The organism is Yersinia nurmii (assembly GCF_001112925.1).
Classification (GTDB): Bacteria; Pseudomonadota; Gammaproteobacteria; order Enterobacterales; family Enterobacteriaceae; genus Yersinia; species Yersinia nurmii.
This window is the reverse complement of the sequence record NZ_CPYD01000005.1, coordinates 160,309-186,267: the sequence shown is the minus strand read 5'-3', so window position 1 is coordinate 186,267 and position 25,959 is coordinate 160,309. Positions and strand designations below refer to the sequence as shown.

Below are 25,959 nucleotides of genomic sequence, written 5' to 3'. Positions count from 1 at the left end.
ATATAAAATCGTGAATCTATTTGCCTGGTATTCGACATCGCCGTCTGTTTGGCGGGCAAAAAAAAGCCCCTCAACGAGGGGCCTGATAAGATCGGTTTAGCAACGGCAGAAACCACGGCAGCTGACTGCCAATTGGCAGACGATTTTGTCGATTTTCAATCTGATGATATTCAACAAAACGCTCGCTGTTTTTCATGGGTTCTCCCGGCAAATTGTGCCGAATTATACTCGCGCTTGCGTTCTCTGCAAGGGGTAAAACGCGCATTTTTTGCAATGAGCAAACGATTACCCAGCGTGTTTTATTACCCAGCGGTTTTGTGACGGCGGTTAAGCGCGGGAATAGAGTGAACTAGGCCGAGGATAAATTAAAAAGGGCGAATATATCTCGACGAGTACAAAACGTTCAGAAGTGAGTAAAATCAGGCGGTGAAATCGAAGGCTCTCGCTGATGACGCCAGCAAAGAGCCGGATACTCTTTTAACCCAAGGCTGATATTGCTAAGAAATAGCCGATATCAATCTTCATCGAAGCCAGAATTAAACAGCTCGATCACTGCGGCCAGCGCAGACGCTTCGTCTGGCCCAGTGGCTTCCACCTCAATCTGGCGGCCTTTGGCAGAATCTAGCATCAGCAGCGCAATCACGCTGCTGGCTTCGGCTTCTGTCCCGCTGTCATTGCGTAGCATGACCTCTGCATCAAAACTCTGCACCAGTTCGAACAATTTCATCGCCGGCCTGGCATGCATGCCCAGCTTGTTTTTGATCTCAACGGTCTGTTTGACGGTCATTATTTACGTTTTTCCAGCGTACGATGACGAGACTGAACGTTTTTGCCGCGGGAGCGGAAATAGTCGGCAAGCTGTTCAGCTACATAAACTGAACGGTGTTTACCCCCGGTGCAACCTATAGCGACCGTCAGATAGCTGCGGTTATTGGTTTCCAGCATCGGCAGCCATTGCTCGAGATAGCTGCGGGTTTGATAGATAAAATTGTGCACTTCCGTATGGCGATCGAGGAAGGCGGCAACGGGGCGATCCAAACCGGTCATCGGGCGCAGTTTCGGATCCCAGTGCGGGTTAGGCAGGAAACGAACGTCGAAAACATAGTCTGCATCAATAGGTAAGCCGTGTTTGAAACCGAATGACTCAAATACGATCGTCAGTTCACGCTCACGTTTCCCGAGCAGGCGAGTACGTAGCATTTCGGCCAGTTCATGCACCGACATTTCCGAGGTATCGATAATCAGATCGGCACGCGAGCGCAGTGGCTCCAGCAGGGCGCTTTCTTCATCGATAGCGCTTTCCAACGACAGATTCTTATTGGAGAGAGGATGCAGGCGGCGAGTGTCGCTGTAGCGGCGAATCAAGGTATTGCGATCGGCATCCAAAAACAGCAGCTGCGGTGAGAAAGTTTCCGGCAACTGAGCCATGGCATGTTCGAATACCTCCGGAGATTCCGGCATATTGCGGACATCAATACTTACCGCTGCGGAGATGTTCAGGTCAGCGAGCGTTTGCGCCAGCTGTGGCAATAGCACAACGGGCAAGTTGTCGACGCAATAAAAGCCCATATCTTCAAGGGCACGTAAGGCAACAGACTTCCCTGAACCGGAACGGCCGCTGACAATCATCAGCACCATGTGGCAACTCCCCTAGGTATCTCAATGGCGTTATGCGCCACAATTAGAAACTTTTATTCCGGCTTACAGGCCGGAATCCATCACTGGTAAAATAAGAGCGTTACGGCAGAAAAGCTAGCTTTATCATTGAGTTTCAGCCGGAACTTCTGTAATGATTTGATACAGCTCATCATCACTTTGCGCCGCTCGTAAACGTCGACACACTGTTTTATCTGCTAATCGTTTGGCGACTAAAGATAAAGTATGTAGGTGGGTTTTACATTGATCGGCTGGAACCAGCAAGGCAAATAACAGGTCAACCGGCTGATTATCAATAGCATCAAAAGCGATAGGTTGATCCAGACGAATGAAAACGCCGACGGCGCGCAGCGTGTCTTCCTCTAACTTGCCGTGAGGAATGGCAATGCCATTACCAATACCGGTACTGCCCATACGTTCGCGGGTTAGCACAGCGTCGAAAACGACCTGTGACGGCAAGTTAAGCTGCTTGGCAGCAAGCTCGCTGATGATTTCCAGTGCCCGTTTTTTACTCGAGCAGTGAACGGAGCTTTTGGTGCACTCGATATTCAATACCGAGTCTAATTGCATTGCTAAATCGTTGGTCATCTCATCTTTCACTTAAGCGCTGTTTCACTCCTGATGTCGGCGGCTGGTCAAGCCATGTCGCCGACTCAGGTAATGTAGCGCGACTGGCTACAGTGAGTGAAGAACCTTTCCCTTTAGACTATATCCGTTATCTTTCAAACTACTGGGCTGTTGGCTGCTCTCATTCACCCAATCACTTAGCAATGTAAGCTTATGAGTTTCTTTGGTTTGCGGCCTTCCTGCATCCTGAAATCTGTATGGCATATAAGTCTGGCGGTAATTATGTTCTTAATGTTGCTTTAATTTATCTTTATGTTTGTTTAATTGACGGGCTAATTTATCGATCAGACCGTCAATGGCCGCATACATATCCTGGTGTTCCGAGGTTGCATGCAACTCTCCTCCATTCACATGGACAGTCGCTTCCGCTATTTGTTGCACTTTCTCCAAGCTTAAAACCACATAGACCTGATTAATACGATCGAAGTATTGCTCAAGTTTGGCAAATTTCGTGGTAACAAATTCGCGTAAAGGTTCGGTTATCTCGACGTGATGTCCGGTAATGTTGAGTTGCATAGTGTCTTCCTTCTCTGTTCGGGTCAAACCAACTGTTTACGTTGATTGGACGGCGGGATGGATAACGACTCTCGGTATTTCGCAACGGTTCGCCGTGCCACCATAATGCCTTGCTCGCAAAGCAGGGTGGTCAGTTTGCTGTCGCTCAGTGGTTTGGCAGGGTTTTCTGCCGCCACCAACTTTTTCACCAATGCCCGGATCGCCGTAGAAGAGGCTTCGCCTCCGCTTTCGGTATTCACATGGCTGGAGAAAAAATACTTTAGCTCGAAAATACCCCGTGGGCTGTGCAGGAACTTCTGCGTAGTCACGCGGGAAATCGTCGATTCATGCATATCCACGGCCTGTGCGATATCCGCCAGCACCATGGGTTTCATATATTCTTCACCGTTTTCAAAGAACTCAATCTGCTGCTCGACGATACAACGCGCTACCTTAAGCAGCGTTTCGTTGCGGCTTTCCAGGCTTTTAATCAGCCATTTTGCCTCTTGCAGATTACTGCGAATAAACTGGCCGTCGCTGTCATTACGCGCGCTGCCACCCATGGCGGCATACTGCTGATTAATTTTCAGGCGCGGAATGCTGTCCGCGTTCAGTTCTACCGTCCAACCGCTGCGTTCTTTACGTACCAGAACATCAGGAATCACATACTCGGACTCACCGGTATTGATCGACTGACCGGGACGCGGATCCAAAGACTGAATCAACGCGATCGCTTCTTTAAGTGTATCTTCTTTTAAGCGACTTAAGCGGATCATCGTGCGGAAATCATGGTTACCTAACAAATCCAGATAATCGCTGACGATCAGCCTTGCTTCGTTCAGATAAGGCGTCTCTTTTGCATACTGGGAGAGCTGAACCAACAGACACTCCCGCAGATTGCGTGCCGCTACGCCAATAGGATCAAAATGCTGGATGCGTTTTAGCACCGCTTCCACTTCTTCTAGCGTCAGGCTTTCATCACCCATGCTTTCCAGAATATCTTCCAGCGGCACGGTGAGATAGCCGGTGTTATCCACCGCATCGACGATGGACGTTGCGATGGCGCTATCGGTATCGGAAAACGGCGTCAGTTCCACCTGCCACATCAGGTAATCTTGCAGAGACTGGGTCGTTTCACCCTGATAAACCGGCAGTTCATCGTCGCTATAATCATTACCCATACCTGAAGGCGTTCCAGCAGTATAAATTTCATCCCAGGTCGCGTCTAACGGCAGTTCTTCCGGCATATCCTTTTGTTCAAGGGCTTCACGGGTATCCAGATCGTCCCGCTCCTCAACCTCTTTGGCGTCTACTTCTTCGTGGACATCCGTTTGCTCAAGCAGCGGGTTGCTTTCCAGCGCCAACTGAATCTCCTGCTGAAGCTCAAGCGTAGAGAGCTGCAACAAACGGATAGCCTGTTGGAGTTGGGGGGTCATGGCCAGCTGTTGGCTGAACCTGAGTTGCAAACCTTGCTTCATAGGATTACGACGACTTCCCTTAGTGAATCACGAACCAAAAAGACAAGCGTCAGAGGCGGAATTCTTCGCCTAAATAGACGCGCTTAACCTGTTCATCCGCCAGAATCTCTTGCGGCGTACCGTGGGCAATTAAGTGCCCTTGGCTGACGATATAAGCTCGTTCACAAACGTCCAGCGTTTCCCGCACGTTGTGGTCGGTAATCAGCACGCCAAGACCACTGTCACGCAGATGCTCGATAATCTTTTTGATATCAATCACGGAAATAGGATCGACGCCGGCAAAAGGCTCATCCAGCAGGATGAATTTTGGATTGGCTGCCAGCGCGCGGGCGATTTCCACTCGGCGACGCTCACCACCGGAAAGAGATTGCCCCAGGCTGTCGCGCAGATGGGTGATATGAAATTCTTCCATCAGCTCTTCAGCGCGCTCTTTACGTTGTTCGCTGGACAAGTCGTTGCGAATTTCCAGCACGGCCATCAGGTTGTTATATACGCTCAGGCGGCGGAAGATAGAGGCTTCCTGCGGCAGATAGCCAATCCCGCGACGAGCACGTTCATGCAACGGCAGCAGACTGATATCTTCTTCATCAATCACGATACGCCCGGCGTCCCGTTGAACGATACCGACAACCATATAGAAAGTGGTGGTTTTACCGGCACCGTTTGGGCCCAGCAGGCCAACGATCTCACCGGAATTCACTTTCAGGCTAACGTCTTCGACCACTTTACGGCCTTTGTAAGCCTTAGCCAGCTTTTCTGCGATTAATGTTGCCATAAGTTTTTACTTACTCTTCTTTTGGCCGGTAGCGTTTGGGCCTTTGTCTTGTAACTGGGATGGTAATAGCACGGTGGTGACTCGCTTGCCTTTATCACTGAAGGCTTCCATTTGCTGCTCTTTCACCAGGTAGGTGATTTTGTCACCTTTGATATTGCTATCCAGCTGTTCCAGATAGGCATTACCGGTCAAAATGACGAATTCTTTGGCCACTTCATAACGCAGTTTCTGGCCGTGGCCTTTTACCGGTTTCCCGTTGTCCTGCATTTGATAGAATGTCACCGGATTACCAAAACCTTCGATCACCGTTTTACTTTGATCGCCGCCGGGACGAGTAATCACCATTTTATCGGCTTTAATTTCGATACTACCTTGCTTCACAATCACATTGTCTGTGAAAGTGGCGGTATTACCAGTCATGTCCAGAGCTTGTTTATCCGACGTAATATTAATTGGCTGATCGGTATCGCCGGTTAATGCCAGAGCCGGAACGCTTGCGACCAAAAGCGAGCTGGCAATCAGGAGGTGACGCATTTTATTTTTGGATTTCATAATAGGTTTTAACCTTTTCAATCAGCTCAGCGGTTTTGTTCCGCAAATTCCCACGCATTTTCATGCCGTTAGACGTAAACCCAATGCCATAAAGGGTAACTTCATCGTCTGAGGATACATCCTGAGTGATCAAATTAACCTGCGCATTATCGGTTTTGATTTTCTGCAGTTGTGAAGTGGTGGTTAAACTGTCCACGACCACATTACCGTATAAATACAGCATTCTATCATCGGTCAGTTTGGCGCGATCGGCGCGGACTGACCAAGTAGCTACGGCATTTTCATCAAACATGGTCATGACCGGTTTGGTAAACCATGTCACCTCTTTGGTGGTGTAATTTTTAACATCTTCCGCCACCAGTTTGTAATTTAGTTTACCTACCGGATTATAAACCACCGTCACCGTATGCTGACTTTGGTAGGTCGGTTCATTATCGTCGACTGGAATATTCTGATCTTTCTGATTAAAGCCGGAAAAATTCCAGCCAATCAGCGACAGCGTAATCAGCGCCAGTATCAGCGTGATCCAAAATTTTGTTTTACTCATATCGACAACCCTTCGGCACCTTCCAGCTTATCCTGCGCGAGCAGTATCAAATCGCATAATTCACGCACTGCACCACGCCCGCCGTTTATCCGCGTAACATAATGTGCTTTGGGTAACAGCAAAGGGTGAGCATCTGCCACCGCTACGGATAAACCAATCTGGGCCATCACCGGCCAATCAATCAGGTCGTCACCGATGTATGCGACTTCCTCAGGCTGACAGGAGAGTGTATCTAACAGTTCACCATAGGCCAAAAGCTTATTGGATTGCCCTTGGTAAAGATGAGTAATCCCCAAGGTTTTGGCCCGGTCTTCCAGTAACTTTGCTGAACGGCCGGTAATAATGGCTACTTCAACCCCAGAGGTGAGCAGGCAGCGGATGCCATAACCATCGCGGACATTAAAGCTTTTCAGCTCTTCGCCATCGTTACCCATAAAAATCAGGCCGTCGGACATCACGCCGTCCACATCGCAAATCAGCAGCCGGATTTTGGCCGCTTTCTGCATCACATCTGCGGTTACCGGCCCGTAGCAAGTGTCCACATACTCAGTGTTACTCATTCCATATCCTTTATACGACGCCGGCTCTCAGCATGTCATGCATATGAACCACGCCTAATAATTGGTCACCGTCAGCCACTAATAGCGCGGTGATATGACGAGACTCCATCAGGTTTAGCGCATCAACGGCCAGAATGTTCGGGCGTACCCGAACACCGCCGCGGGTCATTACATCGGCAATTTTGGCGCTGTTCAGGTCGATACCCATATCAAATACCCGGCGTAAGTCGCCGTCGGTAAAGATACCCTCGATCTTCATCAAATCGTTACAGATAACGGTTAAACCAAGATTCTTCCGAGTGATCTCTAATAATGCATCACGCAGCGAAGCATCGGGACTGACGTGGGGAATATCATCGCCAGTGTGCATAATATCGCTGATACGCAAGAGCAGTTTACGCCCCAATGCGCCGCCAGGATGGGACAGCGCGAAGTCTTCCTGAGTAAAACCACGGGCTTTTAGCAGCGCGACGGCTAATGCATCGCCCATCACCAAGGTTGCAGTAGTGCTGGTGGTTGGCGCCAGACCCAGCGGGCAGGCTTCCTGCGGCACTTTGATGCATAAATGAATATCTGCGGCCTTACCCATGGTGCTGTTTGGATTGTTCGTCATACAGATCAATGGGATGCGTTGACGTTTCAACACCGGAATCAATGCTAGAATCTCGTTGGATTCACCGGAATTAGAAATGGCCAGCACGATATCTTGCGGTGTGACCATTCCCAAATCGCCGTGGCTGGCTTCCCCGGGATGTACAAAGAAGGCCGGTGAACCGGTACTGGCGAAGGTCGCCGCAATTTTACAACCGATGTGGCCAGATTTCCCCATGCCCATCACGACGATCTTGCCCTGACAGTGGAACATTTTCTCGCAGGCGCGAGCGAAATCTTCGTTTATATATTGATCAAGTTCGGCTAGGCCATCACGTTCGATCTGTAATACTTGTTTACCGGCCTGTTGAAAATCTACATCCGGATGCAAAGCAACGTTCGACATACTCAGTTCCCGCTCGTTTTATAATACTGCGCTGAAAGGGGCGAAAAATAGCACCGCAAGGTACGCGATAAAGCCACATAATAACAGAGCGCCGGCCAGATGACCGATTCGTTGTTTTCGCCCAAGGCAAAGTAGGGTAAATATGACGCTCACAACCAGCATTACCCAGTAATCTCGCTGGAAAGCTTCCGGATTAATTGCACCCGGAGACAATAGCGCCGGTACGCCCAATACGATCACGATATTAAAAATATTGGAGCCGATGATATTACCGATAGCCATATCATCCTCGCCTTTTAGTGCGCCGGCTATAGAAGTCGCCAGTTCCGGCAGGCTGGTGCCGATGGCAATCACGGTTAAACCAATTACTAGCTCACTCAGCCCAAAGAAACGGGCAATCACCGTGGCATTATCAACCACAATTTTGGCGGAAAGCGGTAATATAATAAACGCCAGTACCAGCCACAGACAGGCCACGGTATTACTGCTGTCCTGGGGCAATTCTGATAATTGCTCACGGGTCAGAATATCGTTACCTTCATTGTGCGCCAGACGGGCAATCTTCAACATCAGGGTAATAAAAGCGGCGGCGGCAGTCAGTAAAATCACCCCATCCCATTGACTAAGATAATTATCAGATAGCACAAAGCCGCACAGAACAGTAACCACTAGCATCAACGGGAGTTCACGTTGCAGAATTTCTGATCGTACCGTCAGCGGGCGAATAAACGCGGCTCCGCCAATAATCAGCAACAAATTGGTAATGTTTGAGCCGATAACGTTACCCACGGCCATATCGGTTTGGTTATTGAGTGCGGCGGTAACAGAAACAATCAATTCAGGTAGAGAGGTGCCGATACCGACAATAGTCATACCGATAATTAACGGTGGAACACCTAACGATCGTGATAAAACGGCCGCGCCGTACACCAGGCGATCCGCGCCATACACCAATAAAACCAAGCCAACGATTAATAATACTATCGCAAGAAACATGCAGAGTCCTTATTGGGTATAATCCCCGGTCCGTTGGCGAAAGGGCATTTGTTTGAGCTTTCGCTCTCATTCTCTTAATGCACTAATTTTGACTGTGGGCGCCGGAAAAGTAAAACTTATGGCCACTTTGGCTACGAAAAAGCGCAAATAAGTTGTAAGAATGCTACTCGTTACACCTATTGACGCCATTTACTGTAGCATTGGCGGTTAAATCGGTAATAAACGGCCTGAAGGGATAAATAAGCATGAATCAGCCGGTGTCTAATCTGATTGAGATCCGTGGGATGAGTTTCACCCGCGGTGAGCGCCCTATTTTTACAGATATCAACATGACCGTACCCAAGGGCAAAATCACCGCGATCATGGGGCCGTCGGGCATAGGAAAAACCACGCTGCTGCGTTTGATTGGCGGGCAGCTAACTCCAGACGCCGGTGAAATCTGGTTTGATGGCGATAATATTCCATCACTTTCCAGACATCGCCTGTATGACGTGCGTAAAAAAATGAGCATGTTGTTCCAGTCTGGGGCTTTGTTTACCGATTTGACGGTGTTTGAAAACGTAGCTTTTCCGCTGCGCGAACATGGCCATCTGCCGGAAGAACTGCTGCACAGCACGGTGATGATGAAGCTGGAAGCCGTTGGACTGCGCGGTGCTGCAAATCTTATGCCGGCCGAGCTTTCGGGTGGTATGGCTCGTCGTGCGGCGCTGGCACGGGCTATTGCATTGGATCCTGAACTCATCATGTTTGATGAGCCTTTTGTCGGGCAGGACCCAATCACTATGGGTGTATTGGTCAAGCTGATTGATGAGTTGAATCATGCGTTGGGCGTAACCTGCGTCGTGGTTTCTCACGATGTGCCGGAAGTGCTTAGCATTGCGGATTATGCCTATATCGTTGCCGATCAGCATGTTATTGCCGAAGGAACGCCGAAGCAGTTACAGACCAATAGCGATCCTCGGGTGCGTCAATTCCTGGATGGCATCGCTGACGGGCCGGTACCATTCCGTTTCCCGGCGGGCGATTATAAAACCGAGCTATTAGGCTGATGGAGTGTTCATGTTAGTACAGACGTTAGCGTCCGTAGGTCGCAAAGGTATTAGTGTTTGCGCTACGTTCGGGCGAGCGGGGTTGATGTTGTTCAACGCCATCATTGGTCGCCCCCAGCCACGCAAGCAGTTACCGCTATTGGTAAAGCAGCTTTATAGCGTGGGGGTACAATCCCTGCTGATTATTGTCGTTTCTGGCCTCTTTATCGGCATGGTGTTGGGCTTGCAAGGGTATCTGATTCTGACCACCTATAGCGCAGAAGCCAGTCTGGGTATGATGGTCTCACTGTCCTTGCTACGTGAACTTGGCCCGGTGGTGACGGCGTTATTGTTCGCCGGGCGAGCCGGTTCTGCGCTGACCGCAGAAATCGGTCTGATGAAAGCCACCGAGCAAATTTCCAGTCTGGAAATGATGGCTATCGATCCGTTACGCCGGGTTGTTGCGCCGCGCTTTTGGGCCGGTTTAATCAGTATGCCTTTGCTGACGGCAATTTTTGTCGCAGTCGGTATCTGGGGCGGCTCCGTGGTTGGCGTTGACTGGAAAGGTATCGATAGCGGCTTCTTCTGGTCAGCCATGCAGGGCGCGGTTGATTGGCGTACAGATTTACTGAATTGCCTGATCAAGAGTCTGGTATTCGCCATTACCGTGACTTGGATTGCGCTGTTCAATGGGTATGATGCAATCCCAACATCAGAAGGGATTAGCCGGGCAACGACCCGTACCGTGGTGCATTCATCACTAGCGGTACTGGGATTAGATTTTGTGCTGACAGCACTGATGTTTGGGAATTGAGTCGATGCAAACGAAGAAAACTGAAGTCTGGGTGGGCCTATTTATCGTGATTGCCTTAGCGGCAATCATCTTCTTATGTCTGAAAGTGGCGGATATTAAATCGGTTGGCAATCAGCCTACTTACCGGATATATGCCACTTTTGACAATATTGGCGGCCTGAAAGCCAGTTCACCGGTTAAAATTGGTGGTGTAGTGGTAGGACGGGTGGCCGATATTAGTCTTGATACCAAAAATTACAGTCCGCGAGTTGCGATTGATATAGAGGAGCAATATAACCGAATTCCTGATACTAGCTCTTTAGCAATTCGTACCTCAGGTTTATTAGGCGAACAATATCTGGCGTTAAACGTCGGTTTTGAAGATCCGGAAATGGGCACCAGTATTTTGAAAGACGGTGGCACCATTCAGGACACCAAATCTGCATTGGTTCTGGAAGATTTAATCGGCCAGTTCCTGTACAAAAGCAGCGGGAATAATCAGGAAACCCCTGAAACTGCACCGGCAGGTGGTTCTACGCCTCCCGCGGCTCAAATTCATTAAGAGGGCATTTGAATGTTTAAACGTTTATTAATGGTCGCACTGTTGGTGGTGGCACCATTGGCAAATGCCGTGGATCAAACCAACCCTTATCGTTTGATGGACGAGGCAGCGCAAAAAACTTTCACTCGTCTGAAAAACGAACAGCCTAAAATTAAGCAGAATCCAGATTATCTACGCACCATCGTTCATGAAGAACTGATGCCGTTTGTGCAGATTAAATACGCCGGAGCCTTAGTGCTAGGCACTTATTACAAAAGTGCTACGCCGGCTCAGCGCGAAGCCTATTTCAACGCTTTCGGTCAATATCTGGAACAGGCCTACGGCCAAGCATTGGCTTTATATCACGGTCAAACTTACCAAATTGCTCCAGAACAACCGCTGGGTGATGCTAATATTATCGCTATCCGCGTCACCATTTTGGATCCAAATGGACGACCTCCGGTGCGTTTGGATTTCCAATGGCGTAAAAATAGTCAAACTGGTCACTGGCAAGCCTTTGACATGATTGCGGAAGGTGTCAGCATGATCAGCACCAAGCAGAATGAATGGGCATCGATTTTGCGCACTCAGGGCGTAGACGGTTTGACTAAGCAATTGTTAATCGCCGCGAAACAGCCTATTACGTTGGATCAAAAATAATTATGGCAGATGAACTTCGCTGGGAATCCCAAGGCAGCACACTGTTGCTGATTGGGGATCTGGATCGTGAAACCTTGCTGCCACTGTGGCAGCGGCGGGACACGTTGCTGGCGGATAAAACCGGCCTGGATGTGGCGCAGTTACAGCGCGTTGATTCCTCAGGTTTGGCATTGCTGGTTCATTTACGTGAAGAGTTGCATCAGCGGGGCGTCGAGCTGAAAATTTCAGGCGTCAGCGATCGTTTGGCGACGCTGATTACGTTATACAACTTGCAGGAAATAATTCCAGTCACGACGGCAACTTAGCATGTCGCACGACCTTAGTTGAGCATAACGGCATTCTGGCCCCTGTACGTAACTTACGACACAGGGGCTTTTCTTTAGTTTAAGAGCTTGCCGTATTCCTCTACTATGTTTGACTGATTATGATCCTCTGAAAATAGAATGAATATTATGGATACCAACGAAATTAGAGATGTGCTGATGAATGCATTGGCACTACAGGAAGCACACGTGACCGGCGACGGTAGTCATTTTCAGGTGATTGCTGTCGGTGAATTATTTGCCGATATGAGCCGCGTGAAGAAACAGCAGGCTGTGTATGCGCCTTTGATGGAATACATCGCTGATAACCGTATTCATGCTTTATCGATCAAAGCTTATACGCCTCAAGAGTGGCAGCGGGATCGCAAACTTAACGGCTTTTAATGCTGTTGGCTACGGCGAACAGCGACATCGAATCTGACAACAGAGAGTAGTCAAATGGAGAAATTTCGTGTGCAGGGGCGGACTCGCCTAAGTGGTGAAGTCACTATTTCCGGCGCTAAAAACGCCGCCCTGCCAATTATGTTTGCCGCGTTGTTGGCCGAAGAACCTGTGGAATTACAGAATGTTCCTCATCTGAAGGACATCGATACCACGATTAAATTACTGAGCCAACTGGGTACTAAAATTGAGCGCAATGGCTCGATTTTTGTTGATGCCAGCGGGGTTGATGTATTCTGCGCGCCTTACGATCTGGTGAAAACCATGCGCGCCTCCATTTGGGCGTTAGGGCCTTTGGTTGCGCGTTTTGGTCGCGGTCAGGTTTCTTTGCCGGGTGGCTGCGCTATCGGTGCTCGTCCGGTTGACCTGCATATCTCCGGTTTGGAACAGCTTGGCGCTGAAATCAAACTGGAAGAAGGCTACGTTAAAGCCTCCGTTGAAGGCCGCCTGAAAGGCGCTCATATCGTTATGGATAAGGTCAGCGTTGGCGCTACCGTCACCATTATGAGTGCGGCGACACTGGCTGAAGGCACCACGATTATCGAAAACGCAGCCCGCGAACCAGAAATCGTCGATACCGCGAACTTCCTGAACACGCTGGGCGCCAAAATTACTGGCGCAGGCACTGACCGCATTACTATCGAAGGCGTTGCGCGTTTGGGCGGCGGCGTATATCGCGTACTACCGGATCGTATCGAAACCGGTACTTTCTTGGTAGCGGCGGCGATTTCCGGCGGCAAAGTTGTTTGCCGCAAAACCCGTCCGGATACACTGGATGCGGTATTGGCGAAATTGCGTGAAGCCGGTGCGGATATTGAAGTTGGTGAGGACTGGATTAGTCTGGATATGCACGGTGAACGTCCTAAGGCCGTGACTTTGCGTACCTCGCCACATCCGGGGTTCCCGACGGATATGCAGGCGCAATTCAGCCTGCTGAATCTGGTTGCCGAAGGTACTGGCGTGATTACCGAAACTATCTTCGAAAACCGCTTTATGCACGTTCCCGAATTGATCCGTATGGGCGCTCGTGCAGAAATCGAAAGCAACACCGTGATTTGCCACGGCGTTGAGCAGCTCTCTGGCGCGCAGGTTATGGCAACAGACCTGCGGGCTTCAGCCAGCTTGGTATTGGCGGGTTGTATCGCTGATGGTGTAACTATTGTTGACCGTATCTATCATATCGATCGCGGTTACGAGCGCATTGAAGACAAATTGCGTGCGTTGGGTGCCAACATCGAACGAGTGCAAGGGGAGTAAACTTCGCTGCGGCTTAGCTAACTGAGTTTAAATCTGGCAGGTATGTCGTCATGCCAGATTTAACCGAACCCAGAGATAAAAAAAGCCGGTCAGGTTTCTCAACTGACCGGCTTTTTTCGCCTGTAACTCAGATTATCTAATCCAATCAGCTGTCTGGATATTCACTGATAGTTACGTTCAGGGTAATTTGTTCGCCATTGCGCAGAATAACCACGGGAATGGTGGTGCCAGGACGCACTTCGGCCACCTGATCCATGGTTTCTACCGCAGAGATTGCTGGCTTGTTATTCACGCTAAGGATGATATCACCGACCTGCATATTTGCCGCCGCCGCTGGGCCATTAGGCGAAACCTGATTCACTTTAATACCGTGAATGCGTTCCAGATTTGAGGAGGTATTGCGGGTATTGGCGTGGAACGGCGGATAATCACCGCCGGTAATGCCGATAAAGCCACGAATGACTCGTCCATCGCGAATCAGCTTTTCCATTACTTTAGTGGCTAAAACGGTAGGAATTGCGAAGCCAATGCCTTCCGGCGTTTCGCCGTTGCTACTTTTATCGAAAGATAACGTATTAATTCCCACCAATTCACCGAGAGAATTAACCAGCGCCCCCCCCGAGTTGCCCTGATTGATTGATGCATCAGTTTGCAGGAAGTTTTGTCGACCGGAAGCGCTTAAACCTATGCGTCCGGTCGCGCTGATAATGCCCTGAGTAATAGTTTGCCCTAGATTATAAGGGTTACCTATGGCAAGAACCACATCGCCAATATGTGGGATTCTGTGGTTATTAATCGGTATAACCGGCAAATTGCCCGCATCGATTTTTAGCACGGCCAGATCGGTCATATTGTCGGAGCCAACCAGCAAGGCTTCGGACACGCGCCCATCTTGCAGAGCCACAATAATTTGCTCGGCGTTATTCACCACGTGCTTGTTGGTAAGAATATAGCCCTTGTCACTCATGATCACGCCAGAACCCAAAGTGCGAATGGCCAGACCGTCCTGAGCGGTGGCGCCCATGCTACGGTTGTACACATTGACTACCGCAGGCGCGGCTCTGCGCACTCCAAGGTTGTAGCTAACGGGAACTTCACTATCTGTGCTCTCTGCTTTTCCGGCGAACAGGTGACCGGGCGAACGCAAAACGGGCAGCGCAGCCAGTAAGATACCGGCAACAATCAGCCCAATAATGGTGGATCGCAATAGCTTAATAAACATGAGGTTTAAGGCATGAAAGATAGGTGATGGCAGAATAGCATGAGTTAACCGGACACAGCATTGTGCTGTGTCCGATTTTTCTACAAATTAACGTAATAATAGATAAATGGTTTCGTTGCCACGGATGATATTCAACGCCATCACCGCAGGCTTAGTGGCCAGCGCTTTCCGTAACTCGCTGATATCTTTAGTTTGCTGACGGTTGATGCCGATGATCACATCATCTTTCTGTAACCCGGCCTGTGCGGCTGGGGAACCTTTGGCGACGTTATCGACCTTAACACCTTTGCCTACGCCTTTAATTTCGGTGTTGCTCAACGACGCGCCTTGTAGTGATGAAGACAGGGTTTCGGCGCTGGTGGAGGTCGGGTTGCTATTTTCCAGCGTTACCGAGACTTCCAGCGGTTTGCCGTCGCGTAGTAAGCCAACTTTGATGGTTTTACCCGGTCCGGTTGTTCCGACTTTAGCGCGAAGCTCGGCGAAGCTGTTAATTGGCTTGCCATCGACAGAAACCAAAACGTCACCGGCTTTAATACCGGCTTTCGCCGCAGCCGATTTCGGCATAACTTCGCTGACAAATGCGCCACGCTGTGCGTCGATATTAAAGGCTTTAGCCATGTCAGCGGTCATTTCGCTGCCTTTAATACCTAAAATGCCGCGTTTGACTTCGCCAAACTCAATCAGCTGCTGGCTTAGGTTCTGTGCCATATTGCTCGGAATGGCAAAGCCGATCCCGATGTTACCGCCGCCCGGAGCCAGAATGGCCGTGTTAATCCCGATAAGTTCGCCGTTCAGGTTAACCAGCGCGCCGCCGGAGTTACCCCGGTTGATAGAAGCATCTGTTTGAATAAAGTTTTCCAGCCCTTCCAGATTCAGGCCACTGCGGCCCAGAGCGGAAATAATGCCGGATGTAGCGGTCTGGCCTAAACCAAATGGGTTGCCGACCGCAACGGCGAAATCACCAACGCGCAGATTGTCTGAATCTGCCATAGGAATCGCTTTCAGGTTTTTGGCATCCGTAATCTGTAATAGAGCAATATCGGTTTGCTCATCGCGTCCCAGCAGTTTGGCATCATATTCACGACCATCATTCAACTGAACGCGGATTTTATCTGCATTATTGATAACGTGATTATTAGTCAGCACGTAGCCTTTCTCGGCGTTAATAATCACGCCTGAGCCTAGGCCTTCAAATGGGCGGATGCTTTCTTTACTCATCGGCGCATTCGGGCCGAAGAAGAATTTAAACTCTTCCGGTAAACGCTGTTGCTGCGCTTGAGTGCCGGTCACATGGACACTGACTACCGCTGGCAGGACTTTTTCTAACATTGGAGCAAGGCTTGGCAAAGGTTGTCCGGCAACGGCCATTGACAAGGGGGCGGCGGTAACCGCCGGTGCAGCGGCAAGGCTAAGGCCAACGCTCATAGCTAGTGCACTAAGAAGTAATGACTTTTTTTTCATTGGATTAAACTCTCTCAATACCTAACGGTGAATGAATTAGTGATATTGCGGCATAGGTCCACTGAAAGCTAAGACCGTTGGGCCGGTAAAAAATTCACTTATTTCAAAAAGCTACTGCGATTACCGCCAGAAGCGACCACGTGATATTCCATCATATAGGGGCCGGGTGGCGGTGATTCAAGGAGTGGTAAGTATAGAACTGTAAAAGAAGGGTAAATGAAAGATAACCAGATAGCGCGGAGAGTGCGCTATCTGGGCAACCTATTGATAGGTCGAATTAATCGCGTGTTTGATGCTCAGGACGCAGCAAACCGGACGCTCCTTCAGAATAATCGCGCGGCGGCATTTTTACCGGCGCCTGATCGTTATCCGCTTCGGATTCGGTCAAACGGTAGCGGAACGGGTTGTCCTGCATCGGTAAATCAGGCAGCAGGTTATTCGAGCTTTTCGCCATGTGCTGATACAGCTGACGATAATCACGAGCCATATTATCCAGCAATTCTGCACTGCGGGCGAAATGGCCAACTAACTCCTGACGATATTCTTCCAGATCGGATTTGCTCTTTTCCAGTTCGTTTTGCAGCACTTGCTGCTGACGCAATTTACGATTGCCAAAGCGCATGGCTACCGCACCGATGGCGATACCAACAACTAACCCAATAAGCGCATACTCCCAGGTCATAATGACTCCTTTTTTGACTTCATTGTTCGGTAGGGCTTTTTCACTTAATAATACCCACTATAACCGTTAACCTTGTCAGAGTGGAATCCTGATGCAACTTTGCCTATGGTTATCATACTTTTTCCGATGGTGTTACCGTCGTTAAATGCGTCGATTACCAGACAAATCAGCATAAAAGCGCAGCGAAAAACAGATAAATATTTTATCAGGGATTGTTGAAAAACATGCAACTTAGTACACCTACAGCACGTTATCAGCAGGCTTTAGCCGCTGGAGAATATCAACCCGACGAGGTTCAGCGTCAGGCGGTTGAGCAACTGGAGCAGATTTATTTAGCTTTGTGTGAGCGGGCAAATCGGCCGACACCAACGCTGGGTCTGCGTGGTCGCCTGAGTCGTTTATTAGGAAGAAACGACGCGTTAGCGGCGATTCCCCCGGTGCAGGGGTTATATATGTGGGGCGGCGTCGGGCGCGGAAAAACTTGGCTAATGGATCTGTTTTTCCACAGTTTGCCGGGTGATCGTAAGCTTCGGCTGCATTTTCATCGCTTTATGCTGCGGGTTCATCAGGAACTTGCCGAGCTGCAAGGCCATGAAAATCCGCTGGAAATAGTTGCCGACGGATTTAAAGCTCAAACCGATGTGTTGTGCTTTGATGAATTCTTTGTTTCGGATATCACCGACGCCATGCTGCTGGCTACGCTGCTGCAGGCTCTGTTTGCTCGCGGTATCACGTTGATCGCCACCTCTAACATACCGCCGGACAATCTCTATCAAAACGGTTTACAGCGAGCGCGCTTCATTCCTGCGATTACCCTGATTAAAGAATATTGCGAAGTGATGAACGTCGATGCCGGTATTGATTATCGGTTACGGACACTCACGCAGGCACACCTGTATCTCACGCCATTAAACCCGCAAGCCGAACAAAACATGCGTCAGATGTTTATTAAGCTGGCGGGGAAAGCGGGGGAGGAAATGCCGGTTTTGGAGATCAATCACCGCCCGCTGGCAGCTATTAGTGCAGCTGATGGCGTGTTGGCGATAGATTTTCATACATTATGTGAAGAAGCTCGCAGTCAGTTGGATTACATCGCGCTATCCCGCGAATATCACACGGTATTACTTCACAATTTGCGTCTGATGACGGCGAAGGAAGAAAACGCCGCGCGCCGGTTTTTAGCGTTGGTTGATGAGTTTTATGAGCGCCGGGTGAAGCTGATTATCTCTGCGGAAGCATCGATGTTTGAAATTTATCAGGGAGATCGCTTAAAATTCGAGTATCAACGCTGTTTATCCCGCCTACAAGAGATGCAGAGTGAAGAGTACCTTAAACTGCCCCATCTGCCGTAAAACGTCAGGTTGCAGTATATTGACGTCGTTGCTCGCACATTGCTGGTTAAACATGCTATTCTGCGCCAGGGCGATTGTTGATCGCCCGATTGAACACCTGTAATTTTATGCTTCTCACGCCAAAAACAGTTCGATCTTTGCAACCGACTTCTCTATAATCTTGCGACCCCACGTTACAATAAAGTTTTTTTCCCAAAAACTTTATAGTGCCAGCATAGGCTATTCGAAGGGGTAGGTTTGCTGGACTTGATGGTCGTGTGAGCCTCAACTGTTGATTTGAGCGTTTGGGTGTTCACCAACGTGTAACTTATAATTGGGTAAGCTTTTAATGAAAACTTTCACAGCTAAACCAGAAACCGTAAAACGCGACTGGTATGTTGTTGACGCGAACGGTAAGACCTTAGGTCGCCTCGCTACTGAACTGGCTCGTCGCCTGCGCGGCAAGCATAAAGCGGAATACACCCCGCACGTTGATACTGGTGATTACATCATCGTTCTGAACGCAGATAAAGTTGCTGTAACCGGCAACAAGCGTACAGACAAGATTTATTACCATCACACCGGTCACATCGGTGGTATCAAACAAGCGACCTTTGAAGAGATGATTGCCCGCCGTCCTGAGCGTGTGATTGAAATCGCGGTTAAAGGCATGCTGCCGAAGGGCCCGCTGGGTCGTGCAATGTTCCGTAAACTGAAAGTTTACGCGGGCACTGAGCACACCCATGCGGCACAGCAACCGCAAGTTCTGGACATTTAATCGGGATTATGGCAATGGCTGAAAATCAATACTACGGCACTGGTCGCCGCAAAAGTTCTTCCGCACGCGTCTTTATTAAGCCGGGTAGCGGTAATATCGTTATTAACCAACGTAGCCTGGAAGTTTACTTCGGCCGCGAAACTGCCCGCATGGTAGTTCGTCAGCCGCTGGAACTGGTAGACATGGTTGGTAAGTTTGACCTGTACATCACTGTTAAAGGTGGTGGTATTTCTGGTCAGGCTGGCGCTATCCGTCACGGTATCACCCGTGCACTGATGGAGTATGACGAGTCTCTGCGTGGTGAACTGCGTAAAGCTGGCTTCGTAACGCGTGATGCGCGTGAAGTTGAGCGTAAGAAAGTGGGTCTGCGTAAAGCACGTCGTCGTCCACAGTTCTCCAAACGTTAATTTTTTGCCTTTACGGCATCAGATTAATGCTAAAAACCCGGTGTTTCACCGGGTTTTTTTATGCCTAAAATTCGAGCTAATCCCCATCGGGTGCTGCGATTATGCGGTCTAAACTGCGAGTCGTCAGACAAATCACCATGAAATCACTGCACCATCCCCACAAAACAAGCAAAATCTGGTAAACTATCACACACTTTTGTGCCTGTTCGCCGAGCTGTTGACGTCCGTTTATCTCCCTGGCTGAATGATTATCTCGCCCAAGGCTTATTAACGGCGTATTGGTCGAGACAGTGAACTGGCGGTAAAACTACTCAGGATAGCAGCCGTTGCGTTGGCTATTCGCACTGTTTTCTAGATAAACTTGGAGGTTTTCATGGCTGTCGCTGCCAACAAACGTTCGGTAATGACGCTGTTCTCTGGCCCGACCGACATTTTTAGCCATCAAGTACGTATCGTACTGGCGGAGAAAGGTGTCAGCGTTGAGATTGAGCAGGTTGAGATGGATAACCTGCCGCAGGATCTGATTGACCTCAACCCTTACCAAACGGTACCTACGCTGGTCGATCGCGAGCTGACTCTGTATGAATCCCGTATCATCATGGAATATCTTGATGAGCGTTTCCCACATCCTCCATTAATGCCTGTGTATCCGGTTGCCCGTGGTGAAAGCCGTTTGATGATGCTGCGCATCGAGAAAAACTGGTATTCACTGATGTACAAAATCGAGCAGAAAACCGGTCAGGAAGCAGAGTCAGCACGTCGCCAGCTGCGCGAAGAGCTGTTGGCCATTGCTCCAATCTTTGGTCAGACGCCATATTTCATGAGCGAAGAATTTAGCCTGGTTGACTGTTACTTGGCACCGCTGCTGTGGCGTTTACCTGAACTGGGTATTGAGCTGAGCGGTGCAGGTTCAAAAGAATTGAAAGGCTATATGACTCGCGTGTTCGAACGTGATGCATTCCTAGCCTCGCTGACTGAACCTGAGCGCGAAATGCGTTTGCGCATCCAAGGTTAATGGTTATGGAGATGTCAGATATGTCTCCGCGCCGTCCTTACCTGCTGCGCGCATTTTATGATTGGCTGATTGATAACGAGCTTACACCTCATCTAGTGGTAGATGTGACACGGCCCGACGTAGAGGTTCCGATGGAATTTGCCCGTGATGGTCAAATTGTATTGAATATCGCGCCGCGGGCAGTGGGCAATCTGGAACTGGGTAATGAATATGTCCGTTTCAATGCCCGTTTTGGCGGTGTACCCCGTCAGGTTGTGGTACCTATGGGCGCAGTTCTGGCTATTTATGCTAGAGAAAACGGCGCGGGTACGATGTTTGAACCTGAAGCTGCTTATGATGCCGACGCAGAAGGTTATTTTGCCGAGATGGATGACCAGAACGAAGAAAATGCGCCGAGCGAAAGCTTGGTGCTGGTCACCGATGAGACGCAAGCAAAGCTGGACAGCAGCGATCCGGATGATGAGCCACCGCCGCCTCCAAGGGGTGGACGGCCTGCATTGCGGGTTGTGAAATAATCATCCGAGTGATCTGCGTATTATTCTGATAGGGCGGCTTAGGCCGCCCTTGTTGTTTCTGGCTCGGAAGCTAATCGTTAAGACAGTTTCTGCAATTCGGCTATGCAACTATCCCGCGTGGTCATCATATCGCTATTTCTGATAGTCGATAGAGTTCTAGAAGCTCGTTGTTTGAAGCTGATTTTGGCAGCGCTATCTGTTGCATCAGCCGGGGCAGTACAGACGTCGGACAAAGCCAACGAATGACTATCGCCTACGGCCTTCAAGACCGCCGCCGGATTATAAATCAGGGCAGAAGAGAGTGCTGATTTAACACCTTGCGCAAATTTCTGATTCCCACCTTCTACCAGCTTCGGCGCCATCGCAATCCAGTTATCATCACCCAGCTTGATATTATTTTCTACCGCCGACAGTTGCCCAGATTTAGCCAGTTCTGCTACTACTGCTTTGGCTCCTCGTGCTTCAATGTTATAGCCGACTTCCTGATAATTCAGTGACATAGCCAGAGAACTGAAACTGGTGACCAGTAAACCACCGGCGAGTAATAGCAAAGGGGTTTTCATCATCTATATCCTTGATCAAAATAACGGGTTGTAACTATAACAAATTTAAATAATTAACTTGTTCAATAGCTAACCTGTGCCAATATCTGCGCATATACGAAGATAAGCTAGTCATTATAGCTATTTATGTATAGATCGCGATGAATATGGTGGACTTGATTGTTACAATTTTTTTATTTTTATATCCAATGCATTTAATAATATAATCAATCTTTATTGATATGTATTACGTTGTATTTTATTGGTTATATTTATATCGTGAATCTTATAAAGCAGAATGTTCTTAATTCAAAAATTGCTGTGGTTAATTAATTGAAATTATAATTAAGTAGTGAGTTAATGATGTGGCTACGTTGAAATAATATTATTGATTTGAATATTAAAACGCAAAGCATTCATTGTTAACTTTGATGATTTAGTTGTGGGTATTTATATAATTAATATCTATCGATTTCATTGATTGGAATGCAAGGAGTGATTATGCGCATTTAAAAGGAATTTATACTATGACTGGATATTCTCCCATGCGCGAAAACAATAGATTTATTATTCACTCTATTCATTATTTTTTATTTTATTTTGTGTTATTAGGTTTGAATCAGAAAAGTTGGGCAAATACCCCGTCTGTATCAGGAATGGTTACAGGTAGTGCGGCTATTTTACAGGACAATGAACAGCTATTGTCCCCAGAAGCAACGCGGGTGCAGCAGAAACCTGTAATTGACCAACGCGAAAAATCCGATTCGAAAAGCGATACGGGGCAAATGCTGCGAGTGGCAACGCTAGGTGTGAGATCTCTACCAGAGCGCTATCGGGAACAGGTCAATACGCTATTGGTTGCACGACAGAATCAGAATATGAGCGTATCCCAGCTGCAGGCTATTCCATTGGAAATAGAAAGGATAATGCGCAAAGGTGGCGACCTTCTTAGCTTTGCTTATCTGCCAGAACAGGATATCACTGAAGGTCATGTTTATATTCAGGTGGTGCAAGGGCGGTTAGAGAAAGTTCATCTACACAACAATCAATCTGGCGTGCGCGATAGTTTGATAAATAAATTCCTACAGGCAGGGAATAAGCATCCTGAAAATATTCGTCAAATGGAAAGCGTACTGCTGCGCTTAGGCGATCAGCCAGGAGTCGGGCCATTAACTTCAATATTATCACCGGGTGAACAGGTGGGTGGCTCGCAGCTGAGCGTGAGCGTGGCATCAGAGCCAGCGATTAGCGGACGTTTGATGATGGATAATCATGGGGGGCGTTATTCCGGTCGCATCCGTACGTTGGCTCGGATGACCATTAATAACCCAACAGGATCGGCGGATCGCTTACAGGGAATGGTGCTCTATGCTCCGCAGTTCCTGCAAAATAAAGATTCCAATGATGCTAAAACCATCTTGGGTAATATTACCTATGATTTACCCTTAGGTTATCAGGGCGCACGGGGCGGTATTTCCTATAGTCGGGTTGAGTCGCAGCCGGGTGGAAGATTTACCGGTTTTATCGACAGTAATGCTGATGTGTTGTCGCTATATAGCTCTTGGCCGGTTATCCGTACTGCGGGTAATAATTTATCTCTGGGTGTACAAGGGGATTATAAGTGGATGAGGGATAAAATATTGACCTTTACTTCTCACCGCGAGCAAGACTCAATAAGTTTGAGTCTCAACGGGGACTATCGTCACCGATGGTTTGGACAACCTAATATTGTTAACTATCGTGGAGGATTAACTCGGGGAACGTTAAGGGATGCGATGCAAGATAATCCTAACCGTGGGGAATTTTGGAAGTGGGAAGCCCGCGGTATGGGATTGCAGCGACTCAACGATTATTTTGGCGCTAGTCTGCGTGCATCCGGGCAATTTAGTCATCAGAATACGGACAGCGTGGAAAAAATGGCGTTAGGTGGTCCATTGGCTGTCCGGGCTTATGATGTGAATACGATTAGCGTAGACCGGGGTTTTTCCTTATCCCCAGCATTACGGTTGGATCTCGCTACGTTATACCCTGGAATTAGTACTCATGCTTTCTATGATTATGCCCAAGGTTCTTTATTAGCAAATAAAAGAATCGGTCAATCTAATCATGTTTTATTACAAGGTTATGGCGCAGGGCTGACTTATCAGCACTATCGAGGAAATATTGATATTACTCATGCCCGGCGGGTTGGTGCAGTAGATAATTTACTCGGCGCTACCGAACGCAGCCGATGGTGGTTAACCGGCTCGATTAATTTCTAATAATAAATTCATAATAACCATTTCTTAATTGAGTTGGATTTATTGAATCAATCGGTTGTGCCCTTTGCCTTTAATTATTATCTGAGTTGATTATATATTCATATAAACATCTTTCGCGATTATTTCGCGGGGCTATCTCTAATCAGGGATAGATATTGCTGCATATAAAGGAGTTGTCATGAAAAATAATGGAATAGCCACACCACTCGCCATTTGTATTAGCCTTACATTAAGTGGTCAGGTTTATGCATTAGGCGTTGGGGAGGTCACGGCGGGTAATGCAATTATTGGTGAGAAAAGCCCTGAGAATACTACTATTATTACGCAGAATAGTGACAGAGCGGTAATTGACTGGACTAACTTCGGTATAGCACCAGGTGAAACCGTTAAATTTGAACAACCTAATACTAACTCTGCGGTTTTAAATCGTGTTCGCGAACCATTTGAGACTTATATTCAAGGGGATTTATTGTCTAACGGGCAGGTTTTTGTCGTTAACCCGCGAGGCGTTACCATTACCGACGGTGCCAAAATTGATGTGGGTAGCTTGGTTCTGTCTAGCTTGAATTCAACTAATGATATTTTCATGGCTGCACCTGATGGAAATATCGCATTTTCTGGGGATACCCGTGGTGGTTTAGTTGTTAACCGGGGGGAAATCACGGCTAAAGATAATGTTGTGATGATGGGCGCTGCCGTAGGTAATGAAGGCGTTATTGATTCAGGAAATGAAGTGTTATTGACTGCTGGTGATGAAATGACACTATCAGTTGGAGGGAGTGGCATGTCGGTAAAAGTTGATCCTGCATCTTGGAATAATAAAGATAAAAGGTCTGAATTTTCAGATGTTAGATTAATACCGGTAGCGCCATATGCGCGGAATTCCGTGACAAATCGAAATGTTATTAATGCCGGTGTCGTAGAAAGTCATAATGGTCGAATTAAATTGATTGGCGAGAGGATTGAGCATTTGGCGGGGAGTTTGAATAGCGGTAATGGGACTATTGATATTGATTCGGGTGTTGCGACTAATATTAAAGGCATGCTCAATGCAAAAGATATTGTATTAAATAGCGGGGGGAGCGTAGTACAAAGCAGTCGCGAAGGGGCGGAAATTATAGCGAAAACTATCACTGTAGGTAATGAAATAACGAAAGGAGGTGATTATAATTTAGAGAACCCTTTCAATAAAGCTGATACCTTAAAAGGTGTTGTGAATTCTGTATCTAGCGGTTTTTCATCAAATTCTGACAGCAGCATCAATTCAGTCAAATATAGTAGTGATTCCAGAAATACGCTGCTTGTTAAGGATATTAGAGCTGAGCAAGATATTACGATAAAGACCTTTGGTAAGTTAAATGCCACGACTCTTGAGTCTAACGGAATAATAAATCTAGCACCGGTCGATAGTTTAGCAACAGAAGGTTCTATTTCTGGTGGAAATGTTTATCTGGCCAGCATGTCTGGTAATATCTCTACTAGCGGCCTTAGTGCTAGGCAGAAGGTCATCATGAGTGCAGGAAAAAGCATTAACAAAACTAGGAGTGATGCCTCGGTGAATGCTGCAAATATTGATATGACAGCAAAAGAAAACATAACATTAGGTGAGCTCAATTTTGCAGAACATGCGATTATTAAGGCAAAAGAAATGACATTTGAGCGTATTAAAGGCTCAGATAATCGTGAAATAGAGTTATTAGCAGAAGATAGAGTGAATATCGGGGAGCGTATGATGGGGGGTAAGGCCTATTACTCAGGTATTTTCAATGGTTCATTTAGTTTATTACCACTAGCGGGTAAAAAGACCGAAATTCTACATATCTCTAAGAAAGTTAGCCCTTCAGACGATCAGGGGAAAATCTTTTTTCCCAAGGATTAGTTACCTGATTAGGTGGGCCGATTGAACACTTCCATTTGATATACAGTTAATCACAAATTATGGCTCACCATTTATATGAGAGTGAAATAAAAAAGGGCTGAATATCAGCCCTTTTCGTGTGTTTCTTTCTACCTACGGGC

Annotated in this window: 30 protein-coding genes; 14 read left to right on the top strand and 16 right to left on the bottom strand. The window is 48.0% G+C overall.

The genetic code is table 11. The features are described from left to right. Positions 1 to 70: 70 nt before the first annotated feature. The 12 genes from AD970_RS20340 to AD970_RS08425 form a co-directional block, all read right to left on the bottom strand. Positions 71 to 196, bottom strand: coding sequence for a hypothetical protein (locus tag AD970_RS20340; protein ID WP_268872389.1), 126 nt, complete (start codon positions 194 to 196; stop codon positions 71 to 73). Positions 197 to 514: 318 nt separating this feature from the next. Then, positions 515 to 787 (bottom strand): PTS phosphocarrier protein NPr, encoded by a 273-nt coding sequence (npr, locus tag AD970_RS08475; protein ID WP_049597910.1) that lies wholly within the window; start codon positions 785 to 787, stop codon positions 515 to 517. Beyond that, complete coding sequence (gene rapZ / locus AD970_RS08470; RefSeq protein WP_049597908.1) at positions 787 to 1,638, bottom strand: RNase adapter RapZ; 852 nt, start codon at positions 1,636 to 1,638, stop codon at positions 787 to 789. The genes npr and rapZ overlap by 1 nt, the downstream gene beginning before the upstream one ends. Before the next feature lie 123 nt (positions 1,639 to 1,761). Beyond that, on the bottom strand, positions 1,762 to 2,244 hold the full coding sequence (ptsN, locus tag AD970_RS08465; RefSeq protein ID WP_049597907.1) for a PTS IIA-like nitrogen regulatory protein PtsN: 483 nt from the start codon (positions 2,242 to 2,244) through the stop codon (positions 1,762 to 1,764). A 267-nt stretch (positions 2,245 to 2,511) separates the two neighbouring features. After that, on the bottom strand, positions 2,512 to 2,799 hold the full coding sequence (gene hpf / locus AD970_RS08460) for a ribosome hibernation promoting factor (RefSeq protein ID WP_004722398.1): 288 nt from the start codon (positions 2,797 to 2,799) through the stop codon (positions 2,512 to 2,514). Positions 2,800 to 2,822: 23 nt separating this feature from the next. Next, on the bottom strand, positions 2,823 to 4,256 hold the full coding sequence (gene rpoN / locus AD970_RS08455; protein ID WP_049597905.1) for an RNA polymerase factor sigma-54: 1,434 nt from the start codon (positions 4,254 to 4,256) through the stop codon (positions 2,823 to 2,825). A 49-nt stretch (positions 4,257 to 4,305) separates the two neighbouring features. Next, on the bottom strand, positions 4,306 to 5,031 hold the full coding sequence (gene lptB, locus AD970_RS08450) for an LPS export ABC transporter ATP-binding protein (protein ID WP_049597904.1): 726 nt from the start codon (positions 5,029 to 5,031) through the stop codon (positions 4,306 to 4,308). A 6-nt stretch (positions 5,032 to 5,037) separates the two neighbouring features. Continuing rightward, positions 5,038 to 5,583: a lipopolysaccharide ABC transporter substrate-binding protein LptA gene (gene lptA, locus AD970_RS08445; RefSeq protein ID WP_049597903.1), complete on the bottom strand. Its 546-nt coding sequence runs from the start codon at positions 5,581 to 5,583 to the stop codon at positions 5,038 to 5,040. Continuing rightward, positions 5,567 to 6,130: an LPS export ABC transporter periplasmic protein LptC gene (lptC, locus tag AD970_RS08440; RefSeq protein WP_049597901.1), complete on the bottom strand. Its 564-nt coding sequence runs from the start codon at positions 6,128 to 6,130 to the stop codon at positions 5,567 to 5,569. Before lptC ends, lptA begins: the two co-directional genes overlap by 17 nt. After that, entirely contained in the window at positions 6,127 to 6,690 is a 564-nt protein-coding gene (kdsC, locus tag AD970_RS08435) for a 3-deoxy-manno-octulosonate-8-phosphatase KdsC (protein WP_049597899.1), read from the bottom strand. The genes lptC and kdsC overlap by 4 nt, the downstream gene beginning before the upstream one ends. A 10-nt stretch (positions 6,691 to 6,700) precedes the next feature. Then, positions 6,701 to 7,687, bottom strand: a complete 987-nt coding sequence (gene kdsD / locus AD970_RS08430; protein ID WP_049597897.1) for an arabinose-5-phosphate isomerase KdsD — start codon at positions 7,685 to 7,687, stop codon at positions 6,701 to 6,703. Between the two features lie 18 nt (positions 7,688 to 7,705). Continuing rightward, entirely contained in the window at positions 7,706 to 8,683 is a 978-nt protein-coding gene (locus tag AD970_RS08425; RefSeq protein ID WP_049597896.1) for a calcium/sodium antiporter, read from the bottom strand. Between the two features lie 245 nt (positions 8,684 to 8,928). Between AD970_RS08425 and mlaF the strand changes: the two genes are divergently transcribed. The 7 genes from mlaF to murA all read left to right on the top strand — a co-directional run bounded on the left by mlaF (position 8,929) and on the right by murA (position 13,726). Further along, complete coding sequence (mlaF, locus tag AD970_RS08420; protein ID WP_049597895.1) at positions 8,929 to 9,732, top strand: phospholipid ABC transporter ATP-binding protein MlaF; 804 nt, start codon at positions 8,929 to 8,931, stop codon at positions 9,730 to 9,732. A gap of 10 nt (positions 9,733 to 9,742) precedes the next feature. After that, complete coding sequence (mlaE, locus tag AD970_RS08415) at positions 9,743 to 10,525, top strand: lipid asymmetry maintenance ABC transporter permease subunit MlaE (protein ID WP_049597894.1); 783 nt, start codon at positions 9,743 to 9,745, stop codon at positions 10,523 to 10,525. Between the two features lie 4 nt (positions 10,526 to 10,529). Beyond that, entirely contained in the window at positions 10,530 to 11,066 is a 537-nt protein-coding gene (gene mlaD / locus AD970_RS08410; RefSeq protein ID WP_049597892.1) for an outer membrane lipid asymmetry maintenance protein MlaD, read from the top strand. 12 nt (positions 11,067 to 11,078) lie between these two features. Further along, a complete protein-coding gene (gene mlaC, locus AD970_RS08405) occupies positions 11,079 to 11,705 on the top strand; it encodes a phospholipid-binding protein MlaC (RefSeq protein ID WP_049597890.1) in 627 nt (208 codons plus the stop codon). Between the two features lie 2 nt (positions 11,706 to 11,707). Beyond that, positions 11,708 to 12,010 (top strand): lipid asymmetry maintenance protein MlaB, encoded by a 303-nt coding sequence (mlaB, locus tag AD970_RS08400; protein ID WP_049597889.1) that lies wholly within the window; start codon positions 11,708 to 11,710, stop codon positions 12,008 to 12,010. 147 nt (positions 12,011 to 12,157) lie between these two features. After that, on the top strand, positions 12,158 to 12,412 hold the full coding sequence (gene ibaG / locus AD970_RS08395; protein WP_049598111.1) for a BolA family iron metabolism protein IbaG: 255 nt from the start codon (positions 12,158 to 12,160) through the stop codon (positions 12,410 to 12,412). Positions 12,413 to 12,466: 54 nt separating this feature from the next. Further along, entirely contained in the window at positions 12,467 to 13,726 is a 1,260-nt protein-coding gene (gene murA, locus AD970_RS08390) for a UDP-N-acetylglucosamine 1-carboxyvinyltransferase (protein WP_049597887.1), read from the top strand. Positions 13,727 to 13,871: 145 nt separating this feature from the next. On the opposite strand, the gene degS is transcribed toward murA, so the two are convergent. The 3 genes from degS to zapG form a co-directional block, all read right to left on the bottom strand. Beyond that, positions 13,872 to 14,948, bottom strand: coding sequence for an outer membrane-stress sensor serine endopeptidase DegS (degS, locus tag AD970_RS08385; protein WP_049597885.1), 1,077 nt, complete (start codon positions 14,946 to 14,948; stop codon positions 13,872 to 13,874). An 87-nt stretch (positions 14,949 to 15,035) separates the two neighbouring features. After that, the gene (gene degQ, locus AD970_RS08380) at positions 15,036 to 16,409 is read right to left on the bottom strand and encodes a serine endoprotease DegQ (RefSeq protein WP_049597884.1); all 1,374 of its coding nucleotides are present in this window, start codon (positions 16,407 to 16,409) and stop codon (positions 15,036 to 15,038) included. 277 nt (positions 16,410 to 16,686) lie between these two features. Then, entirely contained in the window at positions 16,687 to 17,091 is a 405-nt protein-coding gene (gene zapG / locus AD970_RS08375; RefSeq protein ID WP_049597883.1) for a Z-ring associated protein ZapG, read from the bottom strand. A 224-nt stretch (positions 17,092 to 17,315) separates the two neighbouring features. Between zapG and zapE the strand changes: the two genes are divergently transcribed. The 5 genes from zapE (at position 17,316) to sspB (ending at position 21,137) form a co-directional block, all read left to right on the top strand. Next, on the top strand, positions 17,316 to 18,443 hold the full coding sequence (gene zapE, locus AD970_RS08370; RefSeq protein WP_049597881.1) for a cell division protein ZapE: 1,128 nt from the start codon (positions 17,316 to 17,318) through the stop codon (positions 18,441 to 18,443). A gap of 328 nt (positions 18,444 to 18,771) precedes the next feature. Further along, entirely contained in the window at positions 18,772 to 19,200 is a 429-nt protein-coding gene (gene rplM, locus AD970_RS08365; RefSeq protein WP_049597880.1) for a 50S ribosomal protein L13, read from the top strand. A gap of 14 nt (positions 19,201 to 19,214) precedes the next feature. Continuing rightward, the gene (rpsI, locus tag AD970_RS08360; protein ID WP_049597877.1) at positions 19,215 to 19,607 is read left to right on the top strand and encodes a 30S ribosomal protein S9; all 393 of its coding nucleotides are present in this window, start codon (positions 19,215 to 19,217) and stop codon (positions 19,605 to 19,607) included. A gap of 373 nt (positions 19,608 to 19,980) precedes the next feature. After that, the gene (sspA, locus tag AD970_RS08355; protein ID WP_049597875.1) at positions 19,981 to 20,622 is read left to right on the top strand and encodes a stringent starvation protein SspA; all 642 of its coding nucleotides are present in this window, start codon (positions 19,981 to 19,983) and stop codon (positions 20,620 to 20,622) included. Between the two features lie 5 nt (positions 20,623 to 20,627). Continuing rightward, on the top strand, positions 20,628 to 21,137 hold the full coding sequence (gene sspB / locus AD970_RS08350; protein WP_049597873.1) for a ClpXP protease specificity-enhancing factor: 510 nt from the start codon (positions 20,628 to 20,630) through the stop codon (positions 21,135 to 21,137). Positions 21,138 to 21,214: 77 nt separating this feature from the next. Here the strand turns inward: sspB and AD970_RS08345 are convergent, their stop codons facing one another. After that, positions 21,215 to 21,700, bottom strand: a complete 486-nt coding sequence (locus AD970_RS08345; RefSeq protein WP_049597871.1) for a hypothetical protein — start codon at positions 21,698 to 21,700, stop codon at positions 21,215 to 21,217. Positions 21,701 to 22,335: 635 nt separating this feature from the next. Here AD970_RS08345 and AD970_RS08340 point away from each other — a divergent pair. Both AD970_RS08340 and AD970_RS08335 read left to right on the top strand, forming a co-directional pair. Then, positions 22,336 to 23,940 carry a ShlB/FhaC/HecB family hemolysin secretion/activation protein gene (locus AD970_RS08340; RefSeq protein ID WP_162199320.1) on the top strand — a complete coding sequence of 535 codons (1,605 nt, stop codon included), beginning with the start codon at positions 22,336 to 22,338 and terminating at the stop codon, positions 23,938 to 23,940. Between the two features lie 178 nt (positions 23,941 to 24,118). Beyond that, entirely contained in the window at positions 24,119 to 25,819 is a 1,701-nt protein-coding gene (locus AD970_RS08335; RefSeq protein ID WP_049597868.1) for a two-partner secretion domain-containing protein, read from the top strand. Positions 25,820 to 25,959: the final 140 nt, after the last annotated feature.

Bases quoted from the DNA above. Each gene is read 5' to 3' on its own strand.
- zapG (WP_049597883.1), bottom strand. From the start codon at position 17,091: ATGACCTGGGAGTATGCGCTTATTGGGTTAGTTGTTGGTATCGCCATC.
- sspA (WP_049597875.1), top strand. From the start codon at position 19,981: ATGGCTGTCGCTGCCAACAAACGTTCGGTAATGACGCTGTTCTCTGGC.
- AD970_RS08335 (WP_049597868.1), top strand. From the start codon at position 24,119: ATGAAAAATAATGGAATAGCCACACCACTCGCCATTTGTATTAGCCTT.
- degS (WP_049597885.1), bottom strand. From the start codon at position 14,948: ATGTTTATTAAGCTATTGCGATCCACCATTATTGGGCTGATTGTTGCC.
- mlaE (WP_049597894.1), top strand. From the start codon at position 9,743: ATGTTAGTACAGACGTTAGCGTCCGTAGGTCGCAAAGGTATTAGTGTT.
- rplM (WP_049597880.1), top strand. From the start codon at position 18,772: ATGAAAACTTTCACAGCTAAACCAGAAACCGTAAAACGCGACTGGTAT.
- hpf (WP_004722398.1), bottom strand. From the start codon at position 2,799: ATGCAACTCAACATTACCGGACATCACGTCGAGATAACCGAACCTTTA.
- murA (WP_049597887.1), top strand. From the start codon at position 12,467: ATGGAGAAATTTCGTGTGCAGGGGCGGACTCGCCTAAGTGGTGAAGTC.
- sspB (WP_049597873.1), top strand. From the start codon at position 20,628: ATGGAGATGTCAGATATGTCTCCGCGCCGTCCTTACCTGCTGCGCGCA.
- AD970_RS08340 (WP_162199320.1), top strand. From the start codon at position 22,336: ATGGTTACAGGTAGTGCGGCTATTTTACAGGACAATGAACAGCTATTG.
- mlaF (WP_049597895.1), top strand. From the start codon at position 8,929: ATGAATCAGCCGGTGTCTAATCTGATTGAGATCCGTGGGATGAGTTTC.
- lptC (WP_049597901.1), bottom strand. From the start codon at position 6,130: ATGAGTAAAACAAAATTTTGGATCACGCTGATACTGGCGCTGATTACG.
- mlaB (WP_049597889.1), top strand. From the start codon at position 11,708: ATGGCAGATGAACTTCGCTGGGAATCCCAAGGCAGCACACTGTTGCTG.
- mlaD (WP_049597892.1), top strand. From the start codon at position 10,530: ATGCAAACGAAGAAAACTGAAGTCTGGGTGGGCCTATTTATCGTGATT.
- rapZ (WP_049597908.1), bottom strand. From the start codon at position 1,638: ATGGTGCTGATGATTGTCAGCGGCCGTTCCGGTTCAGGGAAGTCTGTT.
- lptA (WP_049597903.1), bottom strand. From the start codon at position 5,583: ATGAAATCCAAAAATAAAATGCGTCACCTCCTGATTGCCAGCTCGCTT.
- AD970_RS08345 (WP_049597871.1), bottom strand. From the start codon at position 21,700: ATGAAAACCCCTTTGCTATTACTCGCCGGTGGTTTACTGGTCACCAGT.
- kdsD (WP_049597897.1), bottom strand. From the start codon at position 7,687: ATGTCGAACGTTGCTTTGCATCCGGATGTAGATTTTCAACAGGCCGGT.
- ptsN (WP_049597907.1), bottom strand. From the start codon at position 2,244: ATGACCAACGATTTAGCAATGCAATTAGACTCGGTATTGAATATCGAG.
- zapE (WP_049597881.1), top strand. From the start codon at position 17,316: ATGCAACTTAGTACACCTACAGCACGTTATCAGCAGGCTTTAGCCGCT.
- ibaG (WP_049598111.1), top strand. From the start codon at position 12,158: ATGGATACCAACGAAATTAGAGATGTGCTGATGAATGCATTGGCACTA.
- AD970_RS20340 (WP_268872389.1), bottom strand. From the start codon at position 196: ATGAAAAACAGCGAGCGTTTTGTTGAATATCATCAGATTGAAAATCGA.
- kdsC (WP_049597899.1), bottom strand. From the start codon at position 6,690: ATGAGTAACACTGAGTATGTGGACACTTGCTACGGGCCGGTAACCGCA.
- lptB (WP_049597904.1), bottom strand. From the start codon at position 5,031: ATGGCAACATTAATCGCAGAAAAGCTGGCTAAGGCTTACAAAGGCCGT.
- AD970_RS08425 (WP_049597896.1), bottom strand. From the start codon at position 8,683: ATGTTTCTTGCGATAGTATTATTAATCGTTGGCTTGGTTTTATTGGTG.
- mlaC (WP_049597890.1), top strand. From the start codon at position 11,079: ATGTTTAAACGTTTATTAATGGTCGCACTGTTGGTGGTGGCACCATTG.
- rpsI (WP_049597877.1), top strand. From the start codon at position 19,215: ATGGCTGAAAATCAATACTACGGCACTGGTCGCCGCAAAAGTTCTTCC.
- rpoN (WP_049597905.1), bottom strand. From the start codon at position 4,256: ATGAAGCAAGGTTTGCAACTCAGGTTCAGCCAACAGCTGGCCATGACC.
- npr (WP_049597910.1), bottom strand. From the start codon at position 787: ATGACCGTCAAACAGACCGTTGAGATCAAAAACAAGCTGGGCATGCAT.
- degQ (WP_049597884.1), bottom strand. From the start codon at position 16,409: ATGAAAAAAAAGTCATTACTTCTTAGTGCACTAGCTATGAGCGTTGGC.